General features: G+C 72.6%; 18 protein-coding genes. 9 read left to right on the top strand and 9 right to left on the bottom strand.

Annotated elements, in window-relative coordinates; all coding sequences use genetic code 11:
- Positions 1-458 precede the first annotated feature (458 nt).
- Both ACZ7C5_RS04610 and ACZ7C5_RS04605 read left to right on the top strand, forming a co-directional pair.
- Positions 459-2,105: a M4 family metallopeptidase gene (locus tag ACZ7C5_RS04610; RefSeq protein WP_470321957.1), complete on the top strand. Its 1,647-nt coding sequence runs from the start codon at positions 459-461 to the stop codon at positions 2,103-2,105.
- A gap of 325 nt (positions 2,106-2,430) precedes the next feature.
- Complete coding sequence (locus ACZ7C5_RS04605) at positions 2,431-3,417, top strand: CPBP family intramembrane glutamic endopeptidase (RefSeq protein ID WP_401088149.1); 987 nt, start codon at positions 2,431-2,433, stop codon at positions 3,415-3,417.
- A gap of 124 nt (positions 3,418-3,541) precedes the next feature.
- On the opposite strand, the gene ACZ7C5_RS04600 is transcribed toward ACZ7C5_RS04605, so the two are convergent.
- Both ACZ7C5_RS04600 and ACZ7C5_RS04595 read right to left on the bottom strand, forming a co-directional pair.
- The gene (locus ACZ7C5_RS04600) at positions 3,542-4,558 is read right to left on the bottom strand and encodes an ABC transporter substrate-binding protein (RefSeq protein ID WP_470321956.1); all 1,017 of its coding nucleotides are present in this window, start codon (positions 4,556-4,558) and stop codon (positions 3,542-3,544) included.
- 59 nt (positions 4,559-4,617) lie between these two features.
- Positions 4,618-5,406, bottom strand: coding sequence for a MerR family transcriptional regulator (locus tag ACZ7C5_RS04595; protein ID WP_470321955.1), 789 nt, complete (start codon positions 5,404-5,406; stop codon positions 4,618-4,620).
- Between the two features lie 286 nt (positions 5,407-5,692).
- On the opposite strand from ACZ7C5_RS04595, the gene ACZ7C5_RS04590 reads away from it, so the two are divergent.
- From ACZ7C5_RS04590 to ACZ7C5_RS04580, 3 genes are read left to right on the top strand one after another with little or no spacing between them, the layout of a single operon-like run.
- Positions 5,693-7,264 (top strand): flavin-containing monooxygenase, encoded by a 1,572-nt coding sequence (locus ACZ7C5_RS04590; protein WP_470321954.1) that lies wholly within the window; start codon positions 5,693-5,695, stop codon positions 7,262-7,264.
- Positions 7,261-8,259, top strand: a complete 999-nt coding sequence (locus tag ACZ7C5_RS04585; RefSeq protein WP_470321953.1) for an alpha/beta fold hydrolase — start codon at positions 7,261-7,263, stop codon at positions 8,257-8,259. Before ACZ7C5_RS04590 ends, ACZ7C5_RS04585 begins: the two co-directional genes overlap by 4 nt.
- Positions 8,256-9,161, top strand: a complete 906-nt coding sequence (locus ACZ7C5_RS04580) for an SDR family oxidoreductase (RefSeq protein WP_401088142.1) — start codon at positions 8,256-8,258, stop codon at positions 9,159-9,161. Before ACZ7C5_RS04585 ends, ACZ7C5_RS04580 begins: the two co-directional genes overlap by 4 nt.
- Before the next feature lie 94 nt (positions 9,162-9,255).
- On the opposite strand, the gene ACZ7C5_RS04575 is transcribed toward ACZ7C5_RS04580, so the two are convergent.
- Positions 9,256-10,611 carry an aminotransferase-like domain-containing protein gene (locus ACZ7C5_RS04575; protein ID WP_470321952.1) on the bottom strand — a complete coding sequence of 452 codons (1,356 nt, stop codon included), beginning with the start codon at positions 10,609-10,611 and terminating at the stop codon, positions 9,256-9,258.
- A 171-nt stretch (positions 10,612-10,782) separates the two neighbouring features.
- On the opposite strand from ACZ7C5_RS04575, the gene ACZ7C5_RS04570 reads away from it, so the two are divergent.
- On the top strand, positions 10,783-11,445 hold the full coding sequence (locus tag ACZ7C5_RS04570) for a LysE family translocator (RefSeq protein ID WP_401088141.1): 663 nt from the start codon (positions 10,783-10,785) through the stop codon (positions 11,443-11,445).
- 20 nt (positions 11,446-11,465) lie between these two features.
- Here the strand turns inward: ACZ7C5_RS04570 and ACZ7C5_RS04565 are convergent, their stop codons facing one another.
- From ACZ7C5_RS04565 to ACZ7C5_RS04550, 4 genes are all read right to left on the bottom strand, one after another.
- The gene (locus tag ACZ7C5_RS04565) at positions 11,466-12,497 is read right to left on the bottom strand and encodes a serine hydrolase domain-containing protein (protein WP_401088139.1); all 1,032 of its coding nucleotides are present in this window, start codon (positions 12,495-12,497) and stop codon (positions 11,466-11,468) included.
- Entirely contained in the window at positions 12,494-13,429 is a 936-nt protein-coding gene (locus tag ACZ7C5_RS04560; protein WP_401088137.1) for a DUF6895 family protein, read from the bottom strand. Before ACZ7C5_RS04560 ends, ACZ7C5_RS04565 begins: the two co-directional genes overlap by 4 nt.
- Positions 13,426-14,148 (bottom strand): hypothetical protein, encoded by a 723-nt coding sequence (locus tag ACZ7C5_RS04555; protein WP_470321951.1) that lies wholly within the window; start codon positions 14,146-14,148, stop codon positions 13,426-13,428. Before ACZ7C5_RS04555 ends, ACZ7C5_RS04560 begins: the two co-directional genes overlap by 4 nt.
- Positions 14,149-14,213: 65 nt before the next feature.
- A complete protein-coding gene (locus ACZ7C5_RS04550; RefSeq protein ID WP_401088133.1) occupies positions 14,214-14,417 on the bottom strand; it encodes a hypothetical protein in 204 nt (67 codons plus the stop codon).
- Between the two features lie 156 nt (positions 14,418-14,573).
- On the opposite strand from ACZ7C5_RS04550, the gene ACZ7C5_RS04545 reads away from it, so the two are divergent.
- Together ACZ7C5_RS04545 and ACZ7C5_RS04540 are read left to right on the top strand one after the other, a co-directional pair.
- Positions 14,574-15,347 (top strand): SDR family NAD(P)-dependent oxidoreductase, encoded by a 774-nt coding sequence (locus tag ACZ7C5_RS04545; protein WP_188298122.1) that lies wholly within the window; start codon positions 14,574-14,576, stop codon positions 15,345-15,347.
- Positions 15,348-15,570: 223 nt separating this feature from the next.
- Entirely contained in the window at positions 15,571-17,409 is a 1,839-nt protein-coding gene (locus tag ACZ7C5_RS04540) for an ABC transporter ATP-binding protein (protein ID WP_470321950.1), read from the top strand.
- A 151-nt stretch (positions 17,410-17,560) separates the two neighbouring features.
- Here ACZ7C5_RS04540 and ACZ7C5_RS04535 read toward each other — a convergent pair whose 3' ends face one another.
- Positions 17,561-18,229 (bottom strand): lysophospholipid acyltransferase family protein, encoded by a 669-nt coding sequence (locus ACZ7C5_RS04535; RefSeq protein WP_401088129.1) that lies wholly within the window; start codon positions 18,227-18,229, stop codon positions 17,561-17,563.
- 176 nt (positions 18,230-18,405) lie between these two features.
- On the opposite strand from ACZ7C5_RS04535, the gene ACZ7C5_RS04530 reads away from it, so the two are divergent.
- Positions 18,406-18,618 carry an EF-hand domain-containing protein gene (locus ACZ7C5_RS04530; RefSeq protein WP_401088126.1) on the top strand — a complete coding sequence of 71 codons (213 nt, stop codon included), beginning with the start codon at positions 18,406-18,408 and terminating at the stop codon, positions 18,616-18,618.
- 112 nt (positions 18,619-18,730) lie between these two features.
- Here the strand turns inward: ACZ7C5_RS04530 and ACZ7C5_RS04525 are convergent, their stop codons facing one another.
- Positions 18,731-20,953, bottom strand: a complete 2,223-nt coding sequence (locus ACZ7C5_RS04525; protein WP_401088123.1) for a bifunctional glycosyltransferase/CDP-glycerol:glycerophosphate glycerophosphotransferase — start codon at positions 20,951-20,953, stop codon at positions 18,731-18,733.
- Positions 20,954-21,186: the final 233 nt, after the last annotated feature.

Genomic DNA, 21,186 nt, shown 5'->3' with positions numbered 1-21,186 from the left:
AAGAGGGCGCGGGTGGCGAAACCTCGCCACCCGGGTGTCAAGGAACCGTATGGAGTCTTCTACACACATGTAAAAGTCGATCGACGGCCGGCCGGCACCGGGCGCCGATCCGGCACCGGGCGGACGGATGCCCGTAGGCGCAGGCGGTCGGTCGTCGCTCGGGCCTGAACCCCCGGTGGGATGTGGTGGATTGCCCCGGTTCGCCCGCCGATTGGAAGCTCTTTACCCGGTGGCGGGACCTGGCCAACTTCTGAAGCAGACCTGTCAATCAACCTGCTCGATTGCCATGCTTCTGGTCATCCCCCGGCGGTAGCCCCCACCCCCACCCCTTGGTGGCGAGCTGCTCGACCGCGCGGGGTTCCCGCACGTCAGTGCCCGTTCCTCCCCACAGGTGCCGACCCGGCCCCCGGAACGAGGTACGACCGCGCCCGGACGCGGTTTCCCGGAAGGACTCGTACGTGAACCGTAAGCTCGCGGCCGTCGCCGTACTCTCGGCCACCGCCCTGTTGACCGGTGTGATCCAGGTGAGCACCGCCGCCCAAGCCGCCCCCGCCGACACGTCGCAGGCCCGGGTCGCCCAGGCCGCCCAGCAGCACGCCGCCGTGCTCAAGCTGGCGGCCGGTCAGGCCGGTCCGCTCGCCAAGGCGCTCGCGCTCGGCGACCAGGAGAAGCTGGTCGCCAAGGACGCCGCGGTGGACCGGGACGGCACCCGCCACCTGCGCTTCGAGCGCACCTACGCCGGTCTGCCGGTGATCGGCGGCGACCTGGTCGTCCACCAGAAGGCCGACGGCTCGGTGAAGTCGGTCGACAAGGCGGTCGCCGCCCGGATCGCGCTGCCGGGCCTGACCCCGAGGATCGCCGCCGACCGGGCGGCCGCGCAGGCCGCCGGGACGGTCAGGGCCACCCTCGGGGCGACCACCGACGCCGACGCGTCGCCACTGACCGAGGTCGGCCAGGCCGACCGGGCCGAACTCGTGGTCTGGGCCACCGACGGCAACCCGCGGCCGGCGTACCGCACCACGGTCGAGGGCCGGCGCGCCGACGGTACCCCGAGCCGCCAGATCCTGGTCACCGACGCCGCCGACGGCCGGGTCCTGGCCTCGCACGAGACGATCGAGACCGCCGCCGGCACCGGCAACGGCGTCTTCGTCGGCCAGGTCCCGCTGACCACGACCCAGAGCGGCTCGACCTACGCGCTCAAGGACGCGAGCCGCGGCAACCAGTCCACCAGCGACCTGAACAACGGCACCGACGGAACCGGCTCGCTGTTCGCCAACACCAGCGACAGGTTCGGCGACGGAACCGTCAACAGCCGCGAATCCGCCGCCGTGGACGCCCAGTTCGGGGCCGCGACCACCTGGGACTTCTACCACAGCACCTTCGGTCGCAGCGGTATCCGCAACGACGGCGTCGGCGCCCTGAGCCGGGTGCACTACGGCTCCAACTACGTCAACGCGTTCTGGGACGACAGCTGCTTCTGCATGTCGTACGGCGACGGCAGCAACAACACCGCGCCGCTCACCGAGATCGACGTGGCCGGCCACGAGATGAGCCACGGCGTCACCGCGGCGACCGCCAACCTCAACTACGCGGGCGAGTCCGGCGGTCTCAACGAGGCCACCTCGGACATCATGGGCACGATGGTCGAGTGGTACGCCAACCTGCCCTCCAACCCGCCGAACTACTGGATCGGCGAGCTGATCAACCTGCGCGGCGACGGCAGCCCGCTGCGCTACATGGACCAGCCGAGCAGGGACGGCGGCTCGGCGGACTACTGGGACGCGAACGTCGGCAACCTGGACGTGCACTACTCGTCCGGGGTGGCGAACCACTTCTTCTACCTGCTCTCCGAGGGCAGCGGGGCGAAGAGCATCAACGGGTTCGACTACAACAGCCCGACCTACGACAACTCCACGCTCGCGGGCATCGGCCGGGACAAGGCCGCGCAGATCTGGTACCGCGCGCTGACCACCTACTTCACCTCCACCACCGACTACGCGGGTGCGCGTGCGGGCACCCTCAGTGCGGCGGCCGACCTGTACGGCTCGGGTGGCGCGGAGTACAACGCGGTCGCCGCCGCCTGGACGGCCGTCAACGTCAACTGATCTGCTGATCAGGCGGGTTCGGAAATGAGCGGGCCCTCAGCTGAGACGGGCCGGGCAGGGCCATCACAGCAGGGGTGACGGTGAGCGGACCACCGTCGCCCCTGCTGCTCGCTGCCTGACTGCCCGTCAGGTGGGTGAACTGTACCGCTCCCGAGCCGCGAGTGCGTCATCGGCAGGGAAAGCGACCAGTACGCCCGGCGGGTAGCACGTCCGACAGGCCGCCGAACACCCAGAAAACTCCACCATCCACCGGCAGTCGACAACCCTCCTGAGCGGCAGCGTACTTGGTTCTCGGGAGATCCCTCCGGTCCGTAGCGTCCTCGGCATGACGCCACTGAAGCCACTGACACGATCCACGCAGAGCGCCGTCCGGCGGCGCGGCCTGCTGGTCTACCTGGTGCTCGCCTACCTCGGGATGTGGGCGGCCATGGCTCCGCTGCTCGCCGACGGCTACCAGCGGGCCGACGCCCGGGAGGGGGTCGGCGTACGGGAGCAACTCTGCATCGGGGCCGCGATGTTCGCTCCGGCGCTGGCGGCGCTGTTCGTGGTCCGCTTCGTCGAGCGCGCGGGAGGGGGTGGAGGGGTGCGGGAGGCGCTCGCGCTGCGCCTTCCCCGGACTCGTGCGGTCCGGGCCTGCCTGCTGCCGCTCGGGGTGCTCGGCGCGCTGACGGCGGCGGTGTTGGTGCTCGGTGCGCTGGTGGGCAGCTACCCGTTCGCCGGTTTCGGCTCGCTGGACCCGGGGCGGATCGGATCGTGGGCGGTCCAGGGTGCGATCGGCATGGCGCTCTCGTTGCCGCTGTTCTTCGGTGAGGAGATCGGCTGGCAGGGCTTCCTCTTCCCCCGGCTGCTGAGGCTCGGCCGGGGTGCGGACGGCGTGAACGGCGGTACGGGCGGTGCTGCGGGTGACGGTGCGGATGGTGGTACGGCGCGGCTGGTCCTGGCGTACCTGCTCACCGGGACGGCCTTCGCGCTCTGGCACCTGCCGACCCTGCTGATGGGAGGGCAGTACCCGGGACGGCCCTGGTACCTGGCGGTGCCGGCGCTGACGGTGAGCTGTGTGCTCGTCCTGCCGGTCTTCACCTGGCTGAGGCTGCGCTCGGGGTCCGTGGTCCCCGCGGTGCTGGCGCACACCTTCACGAGCAGCATGAGCGTGTCGATGGTCCGGGAGTTCGCCGACCCGGGTGCCGAACTTGACCCGCTCACCATGTCGCTGGCCGGCTGGCCGGGGTGGATCGTCCTCGGTGGGTTCGTCGCCTTCCTCGCCTCCACCGGGCGCCTGCGGCCGGGCCGGTACGGCGGGGGCACGGGATGACCCGAGCCGGCGGGTGACGGGTGACGGCTTTCAGATGACAGATTTCATCATCTGTCATCTGTCATCTGTCATCTGTCATCTGTTAGTTGTTGGTTGTCAGCTGGCGCCTGCCGCCCGTCATCCGTCACCCGCCCGTCGGCGCCAGGTCCTTGCGGATCTCGTCCAGGACCAGCCCGGCCCCCGTGTAGCCGATGCCGAGCATCCACACGTTGTCGTCCACCCGGAACACCCGACCACTGCGAACGGCGTCGAGGTTCTTCCAGAGCGCCCCGTCGGTGATCTTCCCCTGGTCGGACTTGGCCGCGTCCCCGTACACCGAGTAGAAGATGACGTCGGCCGCCGCCTGGTCCACCTGCTCGGGGCTGATCTCCATCGAGAAGCCGGGCTTGTCCTGGTTGGCGGGTCTGCCGAGCCCGAGGTCCTTGAACAGCGAGCCGACGAAGGTGTCGTTCAGGTAGAGCCTGGTCGGCGCGCCCGCCAGGAAGCGGGCCAGCTCGACCCGGGTGGCCGCCGCCTTGGCCGGCCCGCCGAGCGCGGTGACCAGGTCCCGCAGCTTCGTCCGGTAGGCCGCGTCCGCCGCCTCGGCCTCGGCCTGGCGGCCCAGTGCCTCGGCGTGCAGCCGGACGTTCTCCTTCCAGGCCGGTCCGGTGGTCTTGGAGAGCACGGTCGGAGCGATCTTCGACAGCTCGTCATACCGCTTGTCGTCGCGGACCTGGTTGCTCAGGATGAGGTCGGGCCGCAGCGCCGCGATCGTCTCCAGGCTGGGCTGGCCGATGGCCCCGACCGGCTTCGTCCCGGCCAGCCGCTCGGCGGGCAGGTACGCGGGGAAGGCCGCGCCGGCGGTCACGGTGGTGGCGCCGACCGGGCTGAGACCGAGGGTGACCACCGAGTCCAGCGCGTCGGTGTCCAGGGTCACCACCCGGCTCGCCCGCGCCGGTACGGTGCTCTCGCCGCGCGCGTGGCGGACCGTCCGGGTGCCGCCGGTGCCGCCGGTGCCGCCGGAGTCACCTGCCGAGCCGGACGAACCTGCCGAACCGGAGCCCGTCCCGGGGGAGCCGGACCCGCACGCGGCGAGCGCGAGCCCGGGGACGAGTCCGGCGGCGAGGCCGAGGGCGGCACGGCGGCTGAGCGGTCGGGGCATCGGAGGCACCTCCAACGTACGGGTAGGGCGCGGGAATCCCTGCCCGCCCGGCCACCCGGTTACGCCTCGGAGCCCTTCTCCCGTCGCTGGCGCAGCAGTTCGTCGTACTCGGCGCGCACCCGCCGGTCCATCGCGAGGGTGAACTGGGCGTCCGCGACCGTACGGGCCAGCGGCCGCACCCGCAGGATGCGCTCGGTGAGCCTGGCCGCCTCGCCGGCCGGGAGCGGGGTGTCGGTGGCCAGTGCGCTGAGCAGGTGCTCGCTGACCACCTCGATGAAGACCTCGGCGATGGCGTCCACGTGTTCCCGGGTGCGCCGGCTCGCCTCCAGCACCGCCGAGAGCGGCACGCCCTCCGCCACCAGTTCGGTGGTGGCGTCCATCAGCCGGCGGCTGACGTGGACGATGCCGTCCTCCTCGACGCTGATGTAGCCCTGGGCGATCGACTCGGCGGTGTTCTCCTCGGTCAGCTGGTCGCCGAAGGCGGCCTTCAGCTCGTCCCAGTCCAGGCGCACCGGGGTCTCGTCCGACCACGGCGCGACGATTGCCGCCTCCAGCCCGATCAGGTCGGCGACGTCCCGCCCGCTCTCCCCGGCGCCGATCAGCTCGGCGATGCCGCCCAGGGTGTGGCCGCGTTCGAGCAGTTCGCCGATCATCCGCAGCCGGGCCAGGTGCTCCTCGCCGTACCAGGCGATGCGCCCCTCCTTGCGGGGCGGCTGGAGCAGTTTGCGTTCGCGGTAGAAACGCAGGGTGCGAGTGGTGATGCCGGCGGCCTCGGCCAGTTCCTCCACCCGGTACTCGCGTTTTCTGTCGTCCGCAGCAGCTCTGACCTTGTCCACGGCGTTCAGCATAGGACCGTCGGCTCCGAAGCCGCTCCGGGCTCGGAAGGCCCTCCGCGGCGGTCGGCCCGTCGATCGGAGGGCTCGCCGATCGGAGGGCTTGCCGCATCGGAAGGGCTCGCCGAACCGGAGCCGTCGCGCTTCTTCCATCCGGTGTCAGCAAGGGTTACCCTGCCAATCGTGCCAGTGATTACTGGCGCGATTGGCAGGGTCCCGGAGGTGAGCCCCCGGGAGGCTCCGGGGCGGACGGTCCCGGAAGAGCGCGAAGATCACCGCCCCACCCTCAGGAGGTTGCCGCATGGCATCCAGTAGCAAGCGCCCCAGCTCCGGCGCGTCCGCAGCGACCGATACCACCGCCGCCCAGGAGTCCGTCCAGCACGTCCGGGTGGCGGTGATCGGCTCCGGCTTCGGCGGCCTCGGCGCCGCGGTCCGGCTGCGCCGCGCCGGGATCACCGACTTCGTGGTCCTGGAGCGAGCGGACTCCGTCGGCGGCACCTGGCGCGACAACAGCTACCCCGGCTGCGCCTGCGACGTGCCCTCGCACCTCTACTCCTTCTCCTTCGCCCCCAACCCCGACTGGCCGCGCAGCTTCTCCGGTCAGTCGGACATCCGCGCCTACCTGGAGAAGGTGGCCACGGTCTTCGGCCTCCGTCCGCATCTGCGCTTCAACGCCGAAGTGCTGGAGGCGCGTTGGGACAGCGAGCAGACCCGCTGGCAGATCACCACGGCGGCCGGCCGGTGGACCGCCGACGCGATCGTCTCCGCCGCCGGACCGCTCGCCGACCCGCAGATCCCCGACCTGCCCGGGCTGAGCGGCTTCCCCGGCAAGGTGTTCCACTCCTCCCGCTGGGACCACGACTTCGACCTGACCGGCAAGCGCGTCGCGATGGTCGGCACCGGCGCCTCCGCCGCCCAGATCGTCCCGTCGATCCAGCCGAAGGTCGGCAAGCTGACGGTCTTCCAGCGCACCCCGGCCTGGGTCCTGCCGCGCCGCGACCGCGAGATCACCCAGCTGGAGAAGTGGCTGCACGGCCGCCTCCCGGTCACCGCGAAGATCCGCCGGGGCACCCTCTTCGCCCTCCGCGAGCTCCAGGTGGACGCGTTCGTGCGCCGCCCGGGACTCCTGCGCATGGTCCAGCAGCTCGCCGAGCGCCACATCGCCCAGGGCGTCCCCGACCCGGCGCTGCGCGCCAAGCTCACCCCGGACTACCGGATCGGCTGCAAGCGCATCCTGCTCAGCAACACCTACTACCCGGCACTCGCGGCGGCCAACACCGAGGTCGTCTCCTCCGGCCTGCGTGAGCTGCGCGGCTCCACGCTGGTCGCGGCCGACGGCAGCGAGCACGAGGTGGACGCCATCGTCTTCGGCACCGGCTTCCACGTCACCGACATGCCCATCGGTGCCCGGGTGTTCGGCGCCAACGGCACCAGCCTGGCGGAGGAGTGGAAGGACGGCATGGAGGCGCTGCGCGGCTCGACCGTGCACGGCTTCCCGAACCTCTTCTTCGTGATCGGGCCCAACACCGGCCTCGGCAACAGCTCGATGATCCTGATGATCGAGTCCCAACTGAACTACATGATCGACGCGTTGACCACGCTCGGCTCGATCGGTGCCACCGCGATGCAGCCGACCGCACGCGCCCAGCGGCAGTGGAACCTCGAACTCCAGCACCGGATGGACCGCACCGTCTGGACCACCGGCGGCTGCCGCAGCTGGTACCTCGATCCGAGCGGCAAGAACACCGTGCTCTGGCCGGGGTCCACCACCTCGTTCCGCAGGGCCACCCGCAAGGTGGACCTCGGCGAGTACGAGCTGATCATGCGCGCCGCGCCCGCCGCCGCCCGCACCGTCCAGGAGGTCTCCGCGTGAGTGGCGTTCACCTGCCTGAGAAGTACGAACCGCCGGCCCCGGTGGAGGAGTTGAGCATCCGCTCGGCGGACGGCATCCGGCTGCACGCCGAGGTGCACGGTCAGCCCGGCGCGCCCACCGTGGTGCTCGCGCACGGCTGGACCTGCTCGACCGCCTTCTGGGCCCCGGTGATCCGCGAACTCTCCGACCGTTACCGGGTGGTGGCCTACGACCAGCGCGGTCACGGGCACAGCGAGATCCCGCCGAGCCGGGCCCGCTACTCGACCCGGGCGCTGGCCGAGGACCTGTCCGCCGTGCTCGCCCGGACCGTACCGGCGGGGGAGCGGGCCGTACTGGCCGGGCACAGCATGGGCGGGATGACCATCATGGCGGCCGGTGACCGTCCCGAAGTCGCCGAGCGAACCGCCGCGACCGTCCTGATCTCCACCGGGCCCGGCGAGCTGGTGGCCGAACTCACCGTCCTGCCACCGGCCGTGCGCCCGCGGGGCCTGCGGCGTTTCCTGCACCGTCAGCTGCTGCGCTCCCGGATGCCCCTCGGCCCGGTCTCACCGGTCAGCCGGGCGGCGCTCAAGTACGCGACCATGGGGCCGGCTTCGCCCGCCGGCCAGGTCGAGGCGACGGCCCGGATCGTGCAGGCCTGCCCGACCGCCGTCCGCGCCAACTGGGCCGCGGTGCTCGACCGGCTGGACGTCCACGCGGGACTCGCCCGGCTCACCGCGCCCACGTCGGTGGTGGTCGGCACCGAAGACCGGCTGACCCCGCCGGTACACGCCCACCGGATCGTCGCCGGACTCCGGGATCCGCAGGGGCTGTTGCTGCTGCCGGGGGTCGGCCACATGTCGCCGCTGGAGCGCCCGGCGGAGGTCGCGGCCGAGATCCACCGGATGGCCTCCGGGTACCTGGCCGCCGCGTCCGGCGAGGCCGCTGCCCCGGCTTCCGCCCCCGCCTCCGCTTCCGATTCTGCTTCCGCCGACGAGAGGACCGCCGTCGCATGAACGCCATCCCGCCGTTGTCCGCACAGGTCGTCGTCGTCACCGGGGCCGCGCGCGGCGTCGGTGCGTCGCTGGCCCGCAAGCTCGCCCGGCGCGGGGCCCAGGTGGCCTTGCTGGGGCTGGAGCCCGAGGAGCTGAAGGCCGTCGCGACGCAGTGCGGCCCGTCCGCGACCAGTTGGGAGGTGGACGTCACCGACCTCGACGCGCTCAGCGACACCGCCCGGCTGATCAAGGAGCACTACGGGCGGATCGACACCGTCGTCGCCAACGCCGGGATCGCCCTCGGTGGACCGCTGGCCGACAGCGACCACCGGGCGTTCAGCCGGGTCATCGAGGTCAACCTGCTGGGCAGCGTGGCCACCGCGCGGGCCTTCCTCCCGGCGCTCGCCGAGAGCCGTGGGTACCTGCTCCAGATCGCCTCGCTCGCCGCGCTGACGCCCGCGCCGCTGATGAGCGCGTACTGCGCCAGCAAGTCCGGAGTGGAGGCCTTCGCCCACTCCATCCGCGCCGAGGTGGCCTACCAGGGGGTCAAGGTCGGTGTCGGGTACCTCAGTTGGACCGACACGGACATGGTGCGCGGGGCTGACCAGGACGCCGTGCTGAAGCAGATGCGCTCCCGGCTGCCGTGGCCGGCGAACAAGACGTATCCGCTGGAGCCGGCCGTGGACCGGATCGTCGCCGGGATCGCCCGTCGGTCCGCCCACGTCTACGCGCAGGCCTGGCTGCGCGGGATGCAGCCGGTCCGCTGGCTGCTGCCGAGCCTGATCGCGGTGGTCGGCTCCCGTGACGTCGCCCGGCTCGCCCCCCAGCTCGCCGCCACCGCCGCGAGCCGCCTGCGCGCGGTCGGCGCCGGAGGTGCGGCCGACACGGCGGTCCGGGGGAGCCGGAACGGGGCGGGCGAGTGACGGCCGTCGCCTGACAGACGAAGCCCGGCGGAAGCACAGATATCAGGCGACGGATAACAGATGACAGCTGACAGATTTCGAAATCTGTCAGCTGTCATCTGTCCGTCGTCCCCCCCGGCGACGCGCCCCCACCCGCCCCCGCGATCCGCGCCAGCGTCTCCAGCGCCCGAGCGAGCACCGGCAGCGGCGGCGAGGCCAGCCCGACCCGGACGGCGGACGGTGAGCGCCGGGGGTCGACGGCGAAGGCCGCCGCGGGCGTGACCGAGATCCCGGCGCGCGCCGCCTCCGCGACGAAGATCTCCGCCCGCAGGCCCGTCGGCAGCTCCCACCACAGGGAGTACGAGCGCGGGTCGGATCGCAGCCGCTGCCCCGCCAGCACCTCGCGCGCCAGCAGTTGCCGGGCCGCCGCGTCGGCCCGCTTCGCCGCCTCGACGGAGGCCAGTGTGCCGTCCCCGATCCAGCGCACCGCCGCCTCCAGCGCGAAGCCGCTCGTCGTCCACCCGCCCGAGCGCAGCGACCCCGCCACCGCCTCGCGCAGCTCCGCGGGGACGACCGCGAACCCCGTGGTCAGACCGGGGGCGAGCCGCTTGGAGAGGCTGTCCACGAGCACGGTCCGCTCCGGCGCGAGCACGGCCAGCGGCGCCAGCTCGGGCCGCAGGAAGGACCAGACGGCGTCCTCGACCACCGGCAGGCCGAGCCGCCGCAGCACCTCCACGAGCGCCACCGCCCGCTCCTGCGGCAGACTCGCCCCGAGCGGGTTCTGGAGGCGCGGCTGGACGTACAGCGCGCGCAGCGGCGCGGTCCTGTGGGCGGCCGCCACGGCGTCCGGCAGCAGCCCGTGCTCGTCGACGGCCAGCGGCACCAGCACGATGCCCAGTCGCTCCGCCACCGCCCTGACCACCGGATAGGTCAGCTCCTCCACGCCCAGCCGCTGCCCGGGCGGTACCAGTGCGGACAGCGCCCCGGCGATGGCCTGCCGCCCGTTGCCGGCGAACAGCAGTTCCTCCGCCCCGACCTCCCGGAAGCCGGTCGACACCAGCCCCGCGAACGCCCGCCGGGCAGAGCCCGTCCCGGCCACGCCGACCGGCCGCAGTGCGTCGCCGAGCGCGTCCGGCCGAAGCAGCGGCGCCAGCCCGCCCGCCAGCAGCTCCGCCTGCCCTGGGACGGTGGGGTAGCTGAGCTCCAGGTCCACCGGGGAGGCGGCCGGTTCCGCGAGCGCCACGCGGCCGCCGTCCGCCGCGCGCCCGGCCCGGACGAAGGTGCCGCGTCCGACCTCGCCGACGGTCAGTCCGCGTCGGGCGAGTTCCTGGTAGACGCGTCCGGCCGTCGAGGCGGCGATGCCCCGGCTGCGGGCGAACGCGCGCTGGGTGGGCAGCTGATGGCCCGGCCGCAGCCGCCCGTCCGCGATGTCGGCGGCGATCCGGTCGGCGATCAGGCGGTAGTCGTCCATCGGCGGTCGGCCCTCCCGTGGTCCTTCGTAGAGCGTGGATGGCATGCATGGAGTGCACGGGGTGGGCGGCCCGGACGGCGTCAAGGGCCAGGGGCCCCGCCACTCCGCCACATTGCACCGAGTGCAAAGTCATCATTGCATTGAGGGGATTGCCCGCCCTAGCCTCCTCGCATGGACACGTTGACATCCGCCGTGGACGGCCACGCCGTGCTCGGGATCGCCGCCGTGGCACTGGGCATGGTGCTGTCGCCGGGGCCCAACATGATCTACCTGGTCTCGCGCTCGATCGCGCAGGGCCGCCGCGCCGGGCTGGTCTCGCTGACCGGGGTCGCGACCGGCTTCCTGGTCTACCTGGTCGCGGTGACGGCGGGGGTGGCCGCGGTGTTCTCGGTGGTGCCGGCCCTCTACACCGCGATCAAGCTGGCCGGCGCCGGGTACCTGCTCTGGCTGGCCTGGCAGGCGGTCAAGCCGGGCGGTACGGCGGTCTTCGCCCCGCGGCAGCTGCCGCCGGACCCGCCGCGCCGGCTGTTCGCGATGGGCTTCCTGACCTGCCTGCTCAACCCCAAGATCGCCATCATGTACATCTCGCTGCTGCCCCAGTTCGTGGCGCCGGAGCGCGGTCACGTCGCCGCGCAGAGCCTGGTGCTGGGCCTGACCCAGATCGCGATCGCGGTCACCGTCAACGGCCTGATCGCGGTGAGCGCGGGCGGCATCGCGGCCTTCCTCAACCGCCGCCCCGGCTGGCTGCGGATCCAGCGCTACGCGATGGGCACCGTCCTGGCCGGCCTCGCCGTGCACATCGCCGCCGACCGCGCCAAGGCCGTCGCGGTCTGAGGCCGCGGTGGTCGGGACGATCAGTCCGCAGGGCAGGCCACCCGCAGCAGCTCGTACCCGGCCTGGATGAATCGCCCGTCCAGCGCCGGTGGGGTGCTGGCCAGTGCCGCCACCGCCGTCGAGCCCTTGGACGAGAACCCCACGAAGGTGGTGAACGCCCGGGTGCCGCCGGAGTGGAAGTAGAGGTCCCGGCCGCCCGAGTGGCGGTGCATCCAGACCAGGCCGAGCCGGTCCGTCGAGCGTGGCAGCCGCAGCCGCAACCGCTGGACCTCCCGCAGGGCGGTTCCCAACTCTCCTGCGCCGCCGTCGACATGAGCCCGCAGGTAGCGCAGCAGATCGGCCCCGGAGGAGCGTACGGCACCCGCCCCCGGAAGTCCGGGGATGCTCCAGGGCGGCAGCTCCCGTCCGTGCCGGTATCCGACGGCCTGGCCGGGAGCGTCCGCGGCGCAGGTCGTGGAACGCAGCCCGAGCGGTCGGCAGACCCGTTCGGCGAGCAGGTCCCCGTACGGCAGCCCGCCCGCTTCGGCGAGCGTCCGCCCGAGCAGTCCGACCCCGTAGTTGGAGTACCCGTACCGGCTGCCTGGCCTGCTGCGTACGGTCGTTCGGGCGAGGCCGGTTCTCAAGTCGTCCTCGCCGAACGCGGCGTAGGGGTTGCTGAACCAGGCGGGAACGGCCCCCACGCGCATTCCGGGGGGAAGCCGGGGCAGGCCCGAGGTGTGGGTGGCCAGGTGCAGCAGGCGGATCGGTTCGGGCGAACGGACGGCCGCCGGGCGCCAGCAGCGCGGCAGGCGGCTCTCCACCGGGTCGTCCAGGGCGAGTTCACCGCGTACGGCCATCGTGGCCAGCAGCAGAGCGGTGAACGTCTTGCTCACCGAACCGAGTTCGAAGACGGTGTCCGGCGTGCACGGCGGCGCGCCCGCCCCGCGCCTGAGCCGCCCGAAGCACCGGATCTCCTCGTGGTCCCCGCGTGCGACGGCCACCGTCACGGCGGTGGCGTTGGGCTCGGCCGCCCGCACCACCGCCGTGACGGCCTGGTCGACGAGGTCGTTCACGCGACCGCCGCGGGGCTGCCGCCGAGCGCCCGGGAGAGCATGACCGTCGCGGCCACGACCGCGACCACCGCGGTGTGCTCGTGCGCGCGGATGGCCGACTCCGGGTCGTCCTCGATCGGTTCGGTGTCCCGGGGCACCAGCCCGTCGGCCCGTTGCGCCGCGGCCAGGGCCTCCCAGCCGGACCGTCCGGTGGCCGGTTCCCCGATGCACGCGTCGACGATCAGCAGCTCGCCGACCAGGTCCCACTGGCCGATCTCCAGCCAGATGTCGAGCCAGACCGGCAGCCAGTCGTTCAGGTAGTCCCGCATCGGCTCGGGCAGATCCCCGGGCCGGGCGCCCCAGTCGGTGAGGTGGAAGACGGTGTGGGTGGCCTGGTAGGCGGTCGTCCAGGCGACGGTCCAGGGTTCGGGGAGCGCGCCGAGCCAGGTGCCGGCGGCGAGCGCGGGCCAGTCCGGCCGGGGGCTGAGCCCGATGATCCGCCGGGCGTTCGCCATGGCGAGCATCCGGCTGCCCGGGATCTCGACGGCGTGCACGGCCCGCAGCTTGCCGAGCGATTCGAGCAGTTCCTCCAGCGCGGCGTGCCGGTAGCCGATCCGGGCGAAGTGCGCGTACGTCTCCAGCGGATCGGTGACGGTGACGTGCCGCAGTTGCCGCTCGTACAGCAGATCGCCCTCGCGCAGCTGGCTCCAGGCGACGTCGAGCATCTCGCGTGCGATGCGGACGTCCCGCGGCCCGGCGACGCCGTTGCGCAGGACCAGGGAGGAGGCCATCGCGGCCTCGCAGAGCGGCTTGTAGACGTCGTTCGGTTCGGAGAGGTCGATGATGGTGCTGTCCTCGAGCCTGCCGTAGCCGCCCTTGTAGCAGGCGTGCAGCCAGGACAGCGCACGGCTGCCGAGCTGTTGGGCGGTGGCGAGCACCTGGGTGTCGGTCATGCCGTCCCCTCCAGCAGCCGCTCGGCGATGGCGAGGTCCAGCCGGTTACGGGCGCCGACGCCGATCAGTCGGATCCGGTCCAGGACCGGCTCGATCTCGATCCGCGGCGGTCGGCCCTCGGCGTCCGCCCAGGCGAGCCAGCGGGCGAGCCGTGCGGCGGTGGTGAAGTCCTGCCGGAGCATGGAGCGGACGGTGCCGCGAGCGAGGCCCAGGGTGTCGGCCCTGGCGGCGTCGTGCACCGGTCCGTCCAGTCCGGGCAGTGCGAGTGCGGACAGCTGTGCCATCCGCACCGACCAGGACTGCCAGCCCAGGTCGGCCGGTCCCGGCAGCGGAGCGGGAGAGGGCGGGGCAGCGGACGGCGACGCGGTCGACGCCCCCCCGTACGGTGTACGGGCGAGCACCCGGTCGGCCGCCCAGTCCTGCCAGGCGATCACCAGCGCGCCCTCGGCGGTGGCCGCGGGTGCGGGAAGGGCCCGCCGGGCCTCGGCGAGCAGTGCGGCGGTGGGGTCGTCGGGCTCGGTCCCGGCGAGCAGTTGCGGGGCGAGGAGGTCGGCTCCGAGCACGCGCACCGCGGCCAGCAGCGGGCGGGGTACGGCTGTGTCCGGATCCGCGAGTGCGGCTGCATCCTCGCCGTCCCGGAGGACGGCGAGGATCCGGCCCGCCACCCGTTCGACCGCCGCGGCGTACTCGTCACGGAGAGGGGTCTCGGCGAATGGCATGGTGGTGAGGTCCTCCTTCAGGAGGTTCGGCGTGGGCGCGGGGCCCGGTGCGGCCGGGGGTCCGGCTACCGGGTCGGCTTCTCCTTCGGTCCCTTCGGGGAGAGGAGGATCAGGCCGAGCAGGAGCAGGAGTCCTGCCGCCTCGGGCGAGTACGTGGGCGCGTCGGACACGACGGCCTCGTCCTCCACCATCAGGCTCGCGAGTGTCTCGGCTTCGAGCGTCGCGCTGTGTGACGTCGAAGCGGATTCGGTCCGGAACTGAGTAAGCATCAGATATGCCTCCTCAAGTGGAATTTCACCGCCCGGTCGGACGATGCCCCTTCTCGACATTACGAGCACCTGGGGGGACCTGCATCCGCAGGCCGCTGAGCTGCGACGTCGCCCTGGGTGCGGGTGCCGGTGCACTGAGTGGGTACGGTCGGGGGCATGACTACCGCCTTGATCACCGGCGCGACCGCCGGCATCGGAGCCGCCTTCGCCCACCGGCTCGCCCGCAGCGGCTACCAGCTCGTCCTGGTGGCCAGGGACACCGGGCGCCTGGAGCGCGCCGCCGTCGACCTGAACAACAGGTACGGGATCGAGGCGGAGGTGCTGACCGCCGACCTCGCGACCGACGAGGGCATCGCCGCCGTGGAGGCCAGGCTCGCCGACTCCGCCCGCCCGGTGGACCTCCTGGTCAACAACGCGGGCTTCGGCAACAAGGGGGCCTTCGGGACCGTCCCGCTCCAGGACGAACTGGACATGCTGAAGGTGCACATCGAGGCGATCCTGCGGCTGACCACGGCCGCCCTGCCGGGCATGCGGGAGCGCGGCCGCGGCGCGATCGTCAACGTCGCCTCGGTGGCCGCCTTCCTGCCGCGCGGCACGTACGGCGCGAGCAAGGCCTGGGTGGTCAGCTTCACCCAGGGCGTGATGCGCGACCTCGGCGGTACGGGCGTGCGGATGATGGCGCTGTGCCCGGGCTTCACCCGGACCGAGTTCCACCAGCGGGCCGGCATGGGCACCGGCAACATCCCGTCCTGGTCCTGGCTGTCCGCGGAGCGGGTGGTGAACGAGGCGATGCGCGACCTGGCCCGCGGCCGGTCGGTGTCCGTGCCGGGCAAGCGGTACAAGGCGGCCGTGGCGATCGCCCGGGTGCTGCCGTCCGGCAAGCTCGGCGGGCTCTCCTCCAAGGCGGCGCGCAGCTACCGGACCGACTGAGGCCGGGGCGTCGGGACGGGGGTGCCGGGAGGCGGGGCGGCGTCGGGGTCGGGGTCGCAGGGTGACGGCCGGGGCGGCAGAGTGGCGGCCGGGGCGGCCGGGTTCGGTGTGGCAGAGGAATAGAGTAACCCTCACTATTAGCTTGTCTAACTATGAGCTATCCTCGCTATGCTGACCCGCGTCCCGCCGTCCGCTCCACCGTCCCACCCAGGGAGGCCCGTCCTTGAGGCCCACCGCCATCGACTGGACCCCGCCCGACCGCGCCGAGGGCGATCCCCGCCCGCCCGCCGAGTGGCGGCGCATCCTCGCGCTCTTCCACCCGTACCGGGGCCGCCTGACCACCGTCGGGCTGCTGGTCGCCGCCTCCGCGGTGGTCTCGGTCGTCTCGCCGTTCCTGCTCAAGGCCGTCCTGGACACCGCCATCCCGCAGGGCCGCACCGGGCTGCTCAGCCTGCTCGCGCTCGGGATGATCCTGACCGCCGTGGTGAACAGCATCTTCAACGTGCTGCAGACGCTGATCTCCACCACCGTCGGCCAGCGCGTGATGCACGACCTGCGTACCGCCGTCTACGGCCACCTCCAGCGGCAGTCGCTGGCCTTCTTCACCCGCACCCGCACCGGCGAGGTGCAGTCCAGGATCGCCAACGACATCGGCGGCATGCAGTCCACGGTGACCTCCACCGCGACCAGCCTGGTCTCCAACCTGACCGCGGTGGTCGCCTCCGTCGTCGCCATGGTCGCGCTCGACTGGCGGCTGACGGTCGTCTCGCTGCTGCTGCTCCCGCTGTTCGTCTGGATCAGCCGGCGGGTCGGCCAGGAGCGCAAGAAGATCACCACCGAGCGGCAGAAGCAGCTGGCCGCGATGAGCTCGGCGGTCCAGGAGTCGCTCTCGGTCAGCGGCATCCTGCTCGGCCGCACGATGGGCCGCTCCGGCTCGCTCGCCGGCGAGTTCACCGGGCAGTCCGACCGGCTCGCCGACCTGGAGGTGCGGGCCAGCATGGCCGGGCGCTGGCGGATGAACACCATCCAGATCGTGATGGCCGCGATGCCCGCGGTGATCTACTGGGCGGCCGGCCTGACCTCCGCCGCCGGAGCGCCGATCGTCTCGGTCGGCACCCTGGTCGCCTTCGTCACCCTCCAGCAGGGCCTCTTCCGCCCGACCGTCAGCCTGCTCTCCACCGGAGTGGACGTGCAGACCTCGCTCGCGCTCTTCCAGCGCATCTTCGAGTACCTCGACCTGCCGGTGGAGATCGACGAACCGGCCGACCCGGTCACCCTGACCGGGATCCGCGGCGAGGTCGGCTTCGAGTCCGTCGACTTCCGCTACGACCCCGGGCAGGAGCGCCCGACCCTGGCCGGCGTCGACCTCAAGGTCCCGGCCGGGAGTTCACTGGCCGTGGTCGGCGAGACCGGCTCGGGCAAGACCACCCTCAGCTACCTCGTCCCGCGGCTGTACGACGTCACCGGCGGACGGGTCACCCTGGACGGGGTGGACGTGCGCGAACTGTCCTTCGACACCCTGGCCCGCGCGGTCGGCGTGGTCTCCCAGGAGACCTACCTCTTCCACGCCTCGGTCGCCGAGAACCTGCGCTTCGCCAAGCCCGGCGCCGACGACGCCGAACTGGTCGAGGCCGCCAGGGCCGCGCAGATCCACGACACCATCGCCGCCCTGCCGGACGGCTACGACACCCTGGTCGGCGAGCGCGGCTACCGCTTCTCCGGCGGTGAGAAGCAGCGCCTGGCACTCGCCAGGACGATCCTGCGCAACCCGCCGGTGCTGATCCTCGACGAAGCCACCAGCGCGCTCGACAACCGCACCGAACGCGCCGTCCAGCAGGCCGTGGACACCCTGGCCGCCGGCCGCACCACCATCACCATCGCGCACCGGCTCTCCACCGTCCGCGCCGCCGACCAGATCGCCGTCCTGGACCGCGGCGAGGTGGTCGAACTCGGCACCCACGAGGAGCTGGTGGCGCTGGACGGCCGGTACGCGGCGCTGCTGCGCCGGGAGGTACCGGAGGCCGCCGGGCAGCCGGAACCGGCGGCACTCGGGCGCGTCTGACGGACCGCGGACGCCGACTACGGACGCGACTACGGACGCGACTACGGACGTCGACTACGGACGTCGACTACGGACGTCGACTACGGACGTCGACTACGGACATCGGCTGCGGCCGTCGGCCCCGGCCGACGCGTACGCGGCCGGCCCGGGGTCAGGCCGCCTTCGGGGCCTCGTTGTAGCTCTCCGCGACCTCCTGGCCGGAGAGCCGCTGGATGGCCGCCATCACCTCGTCGGTCACCTGCCGACGGGCCTTCAGCGAGCGGGCCTGCCCGTGCAGCCCGTCGAAGTGCAGCGGCTCGCCGAAGCGGACCGTCACCTTCTTCAGCCGCGGCAGCCGCTTGCCCACCGGCAGGATCTGCTCCGGACCCTCCAGCGCCACCGGCACCACCGGCACACCGGCGGTCAGCGCCAGCCAGGCGACGCCGGTCTTGCCCCGGTAGAGCCGGCCGTCCAGCGAACGGGTGCCCTCGGGGTAGATGCCGAAGGCCTTTCCGTCCTCCAGGATCTCCAGCGCCGACTCCAGCGAGGCCTGGGCGGAACGGTAGGTGCCGCGCTCGACCGGCACCGCGCCGATCGCCTCGAAGAAGCCCTTGGAGAGCCGGCCCTTGAGCCCGGTGCCGGTGAAGTACTCGGCCTTGGCGAGGAAGTGGACCCGGCGCGGGGCGGTCAGCGGGATCACCACGCTGTCGATGAAGGACAGGTGGTTGCTGGCCAGGATCACCCCGCCCTTGCGCGGGACGTTCTCGATCCCCTCGATGACCGGCCGCCAGATCCCCCGCGAGACCGGTTTCAGCACCAACTTGGTGGCGAGGTCGAGCACGATTCCCTCCCTGGACGAACGACCGCCCGGGAGGAGCCCGGGCCTGCAATCAGATCCGCAGACTACGACACCCACCCCCGCGCCCGTCCACTCCCGGCGGCCGTGGCGCGCGCCACGGCCGGGTAGGGTACGGCCGTCCGAACCGAGCGACACCCCGCAGTACCCAGGAGGGCACGATGGAGACCACCGAGGCGATCAAGGCCTTTTTCGACCGCTTCGACAAGGACGGCGACGGCAGGATCACCCCGGCCGAGTACGCCCTGGCGGCCAACGAGATGGGCGACCACGACGTCACCCTCTCGATGGCCGAGGCGCTGATCCACGGCATGGACACCGACCACGACGGCGTCCTGACCTTCGAGGAGTTCCTGGCCGCCCGCCGGCGCTGAGTCCGCGCCGACGGGGCCGGTCGCCGTACCGCCGGCACCGGCCCCGTCCGGAGGCCCTGCTTCACTTCTCCGCCGGGCTGCTACGTCACAGGGCTGCTGCGTCGCGGGGCTGTTACGTCGCGGGGAAGACCCGGCGCACCACCCGCTCCGCCGCCCCGCCGTCGTCCCAGACGCAGAACTTCGCCCGGAAGCGGGACCGTGCCGCCGGTTCCGGATCGCCCGCCAGGAGCGCCCGCGCCAGCCCGTCCGGGTCCACCGTGACCGCGCCCGGCGGTTCCTCGAACAGGTCGAAGTAGACGCCGCGCTCGCGCTGGTACTCCTCCCAGTCCGGGGCGAAGATCACCACCGGCCGGTCCAGCACCGCGTAGTCGAACATCATCGACGAGTAGTCCGTCACCAGCACGTCCGCCGCGAGGTAGAGGTCCTCGACCGTCGGGTGCGCGGAGACGTCCACGATCCGCGCCGATTCCGTACCGGCCGCCGCCAGGTCGCCAGGGCCGTCGGTGTGGAAGTAGTGGGTGCGCACCAGCAGCGTGAACTCCGGGCCCAGTTGCCGGGCCAGCGCCGCCACGTCCAGCAGCGGCACGTAGCCGCCCTTGCTGCCGCGGTGAGTCGGCGCGTACAGCACCGCCCGGGTGCCGGGCCGCAGTCCGAGCCGTTCGCGCATCTCCCGGACCTCGTCCGAAGCGGCCTTCGCCAGCCGGTCGTTGCGAGGGTAGCCGGTGTCCAGCATCTCGTACCGGCCGGGGAAGGCGCGGGCGAAGTGCTTGCTGGTGTGCGGGTTGGGGGAGACCAGGAAGTCCCAGCGGTCGACGGCCGCCTGGAGCTGCTCGAAGTCCATTCCCTCGGCCGCCGCCGGGTGGTCGCGCAGGTCCATGCCCATCGCCTTGAGCGGGGTGCCGTGCTGGGTCTGGACGTGCACCGTGCCCGGCCGCTTCGACATCGTGCGGGGGAAGTTGACGTTGTTGACGAAGTACTTGGCGGTCGCCATCGCCTTCAGGTAGGCGGGGGTGTTGACGATCACGTACGGCACGCCGGGCGGCAGCGTGGCCGCCTGGGCGCGGTTCTCCACCACCCACACACCCCGGACCCGTGGGGCGAGTTCCTTCGCCTTCTCGTAGATCGCCGCCGGGCTGCACGCGTAACCGCGGTGCCAGTACGCGGCGTAGACCGCGAGGTTCTCGTCCAGCGGCAGCCGGCGGAACGCGTTGTACGCGGTGAACCGGGCGCCGCTGCGCATCCCCTTCTTCACCGCGGGCGCCACCGCCCGCGCCCCGCGCTTGAGTTCGCGCGGCAGCCGGCCGGTGCGGCGCAGCTCCGCGTAGGCGATCCGGGCGCCGCGCGCGGCCAGCCGGTACTGCACGCCGCGCACCCCGCCGGGGAAGCGGTAGTCGGCCGGGCGGTGGCGGTCGAAGTGCCGGGCGATCTTCTGGAAGAAGTCCCTGCGCAGGTCGGCGGGGACCAGCCCGGGGGTGTCGTAGACGTTCAGCGCCTGGCGGACGGTCCGGTCGAAGACCAGGGTGCGCAGCGCGTCGGGGACGGGCCGGCCGGGGCGGTCCTGTCGGTCGCCGTCGCCGTTGCCGGACCGGTCCATGAAGGCGAAGATCGCGTCGTACTGGGCGAACACGTCGGCGTGCTTGGGGGAGGCGGTGGCGGTGATCGCGCCGTCCCGGCCGCGCCGGTAGAAGTAGCAGGGGCGGTCGAGGTAGCGCAGCCGCCCGGCGGCCAGCAGTGCCGGGTAGGTGACCGAGATGTCCTCGTAGTAGCCGCGGCCGAAGGCGACGCCGAGGCCGTCCAGGAACTCGCGGCGGAACACCTTGTTCCACACCGACATCACGGTCTGGAACAGCGCCGGGTGCTCGGCCAGCGTGCAGCCCTCGACCAGCGGGGAGTCGGTCAGCACGTGACGCCAGGGGTTGGGCTCGGTCCCGCCGTCCGGGTAGACGTGGGTGAAGCCGGTGATCAGCACGTCGACGGGGGTCTCCCGGCGGCGCTCCCGCTCCAGTTCGTCGAGCAGGGCACCGACCGTCTGCTCGGGCACCCAGTCGTCGCTGTCCACGAACCAGACGTACTCGCCGCGGGCCTGTGGCAGGGCGGCGGTGCGGGCGCCGCCGAGGCCCTGGTTCTCGGTGAGGTGGAGCACCCGCAGCCGGGGGTCGCGGGCGGCGTAGGCGTCCAGGATCGCGCCGGAGCCGTCGGGGGAGAGGTCGTCGACCGCGATCACCTCGAAGCGGGTCTCCGCGGCGGGGGTGTCGCCGAGGATCGAGTCGAGGCAGCGCGGGAGATACCGCTCCACGCCGTGGACCGGGAGCACGATGCTGAGGAGGAGGGACACGCTGGCCGAGTTTACCGATCCACCGGGTGCGACCTGCGCGGACGTCCGGTGCGGACCCCGGGGGCCTCGTGGCGGGGCGCGAAGGCCCTTCGGGGTGGGCGGGTTCGCGGCGGGCCCGGAACCGCCGGTGCCGGGCCCCTCACGGGGCGGCACCGGCAGCCGGGTGGCGGCCCGGCCGACCCTCTACGGCCGACCGCCTGTCCGGGTACCGCGCGAGCCTGGCCGCCGCAGCG

This window comes from Kitasatospora sp. NPDC036993 (assembly GCF_055607525.1).
Note: the sequence above shows the minus strand (reverse complement) of the source record. Positions and strands in the feature narration are given on the sequence as shown.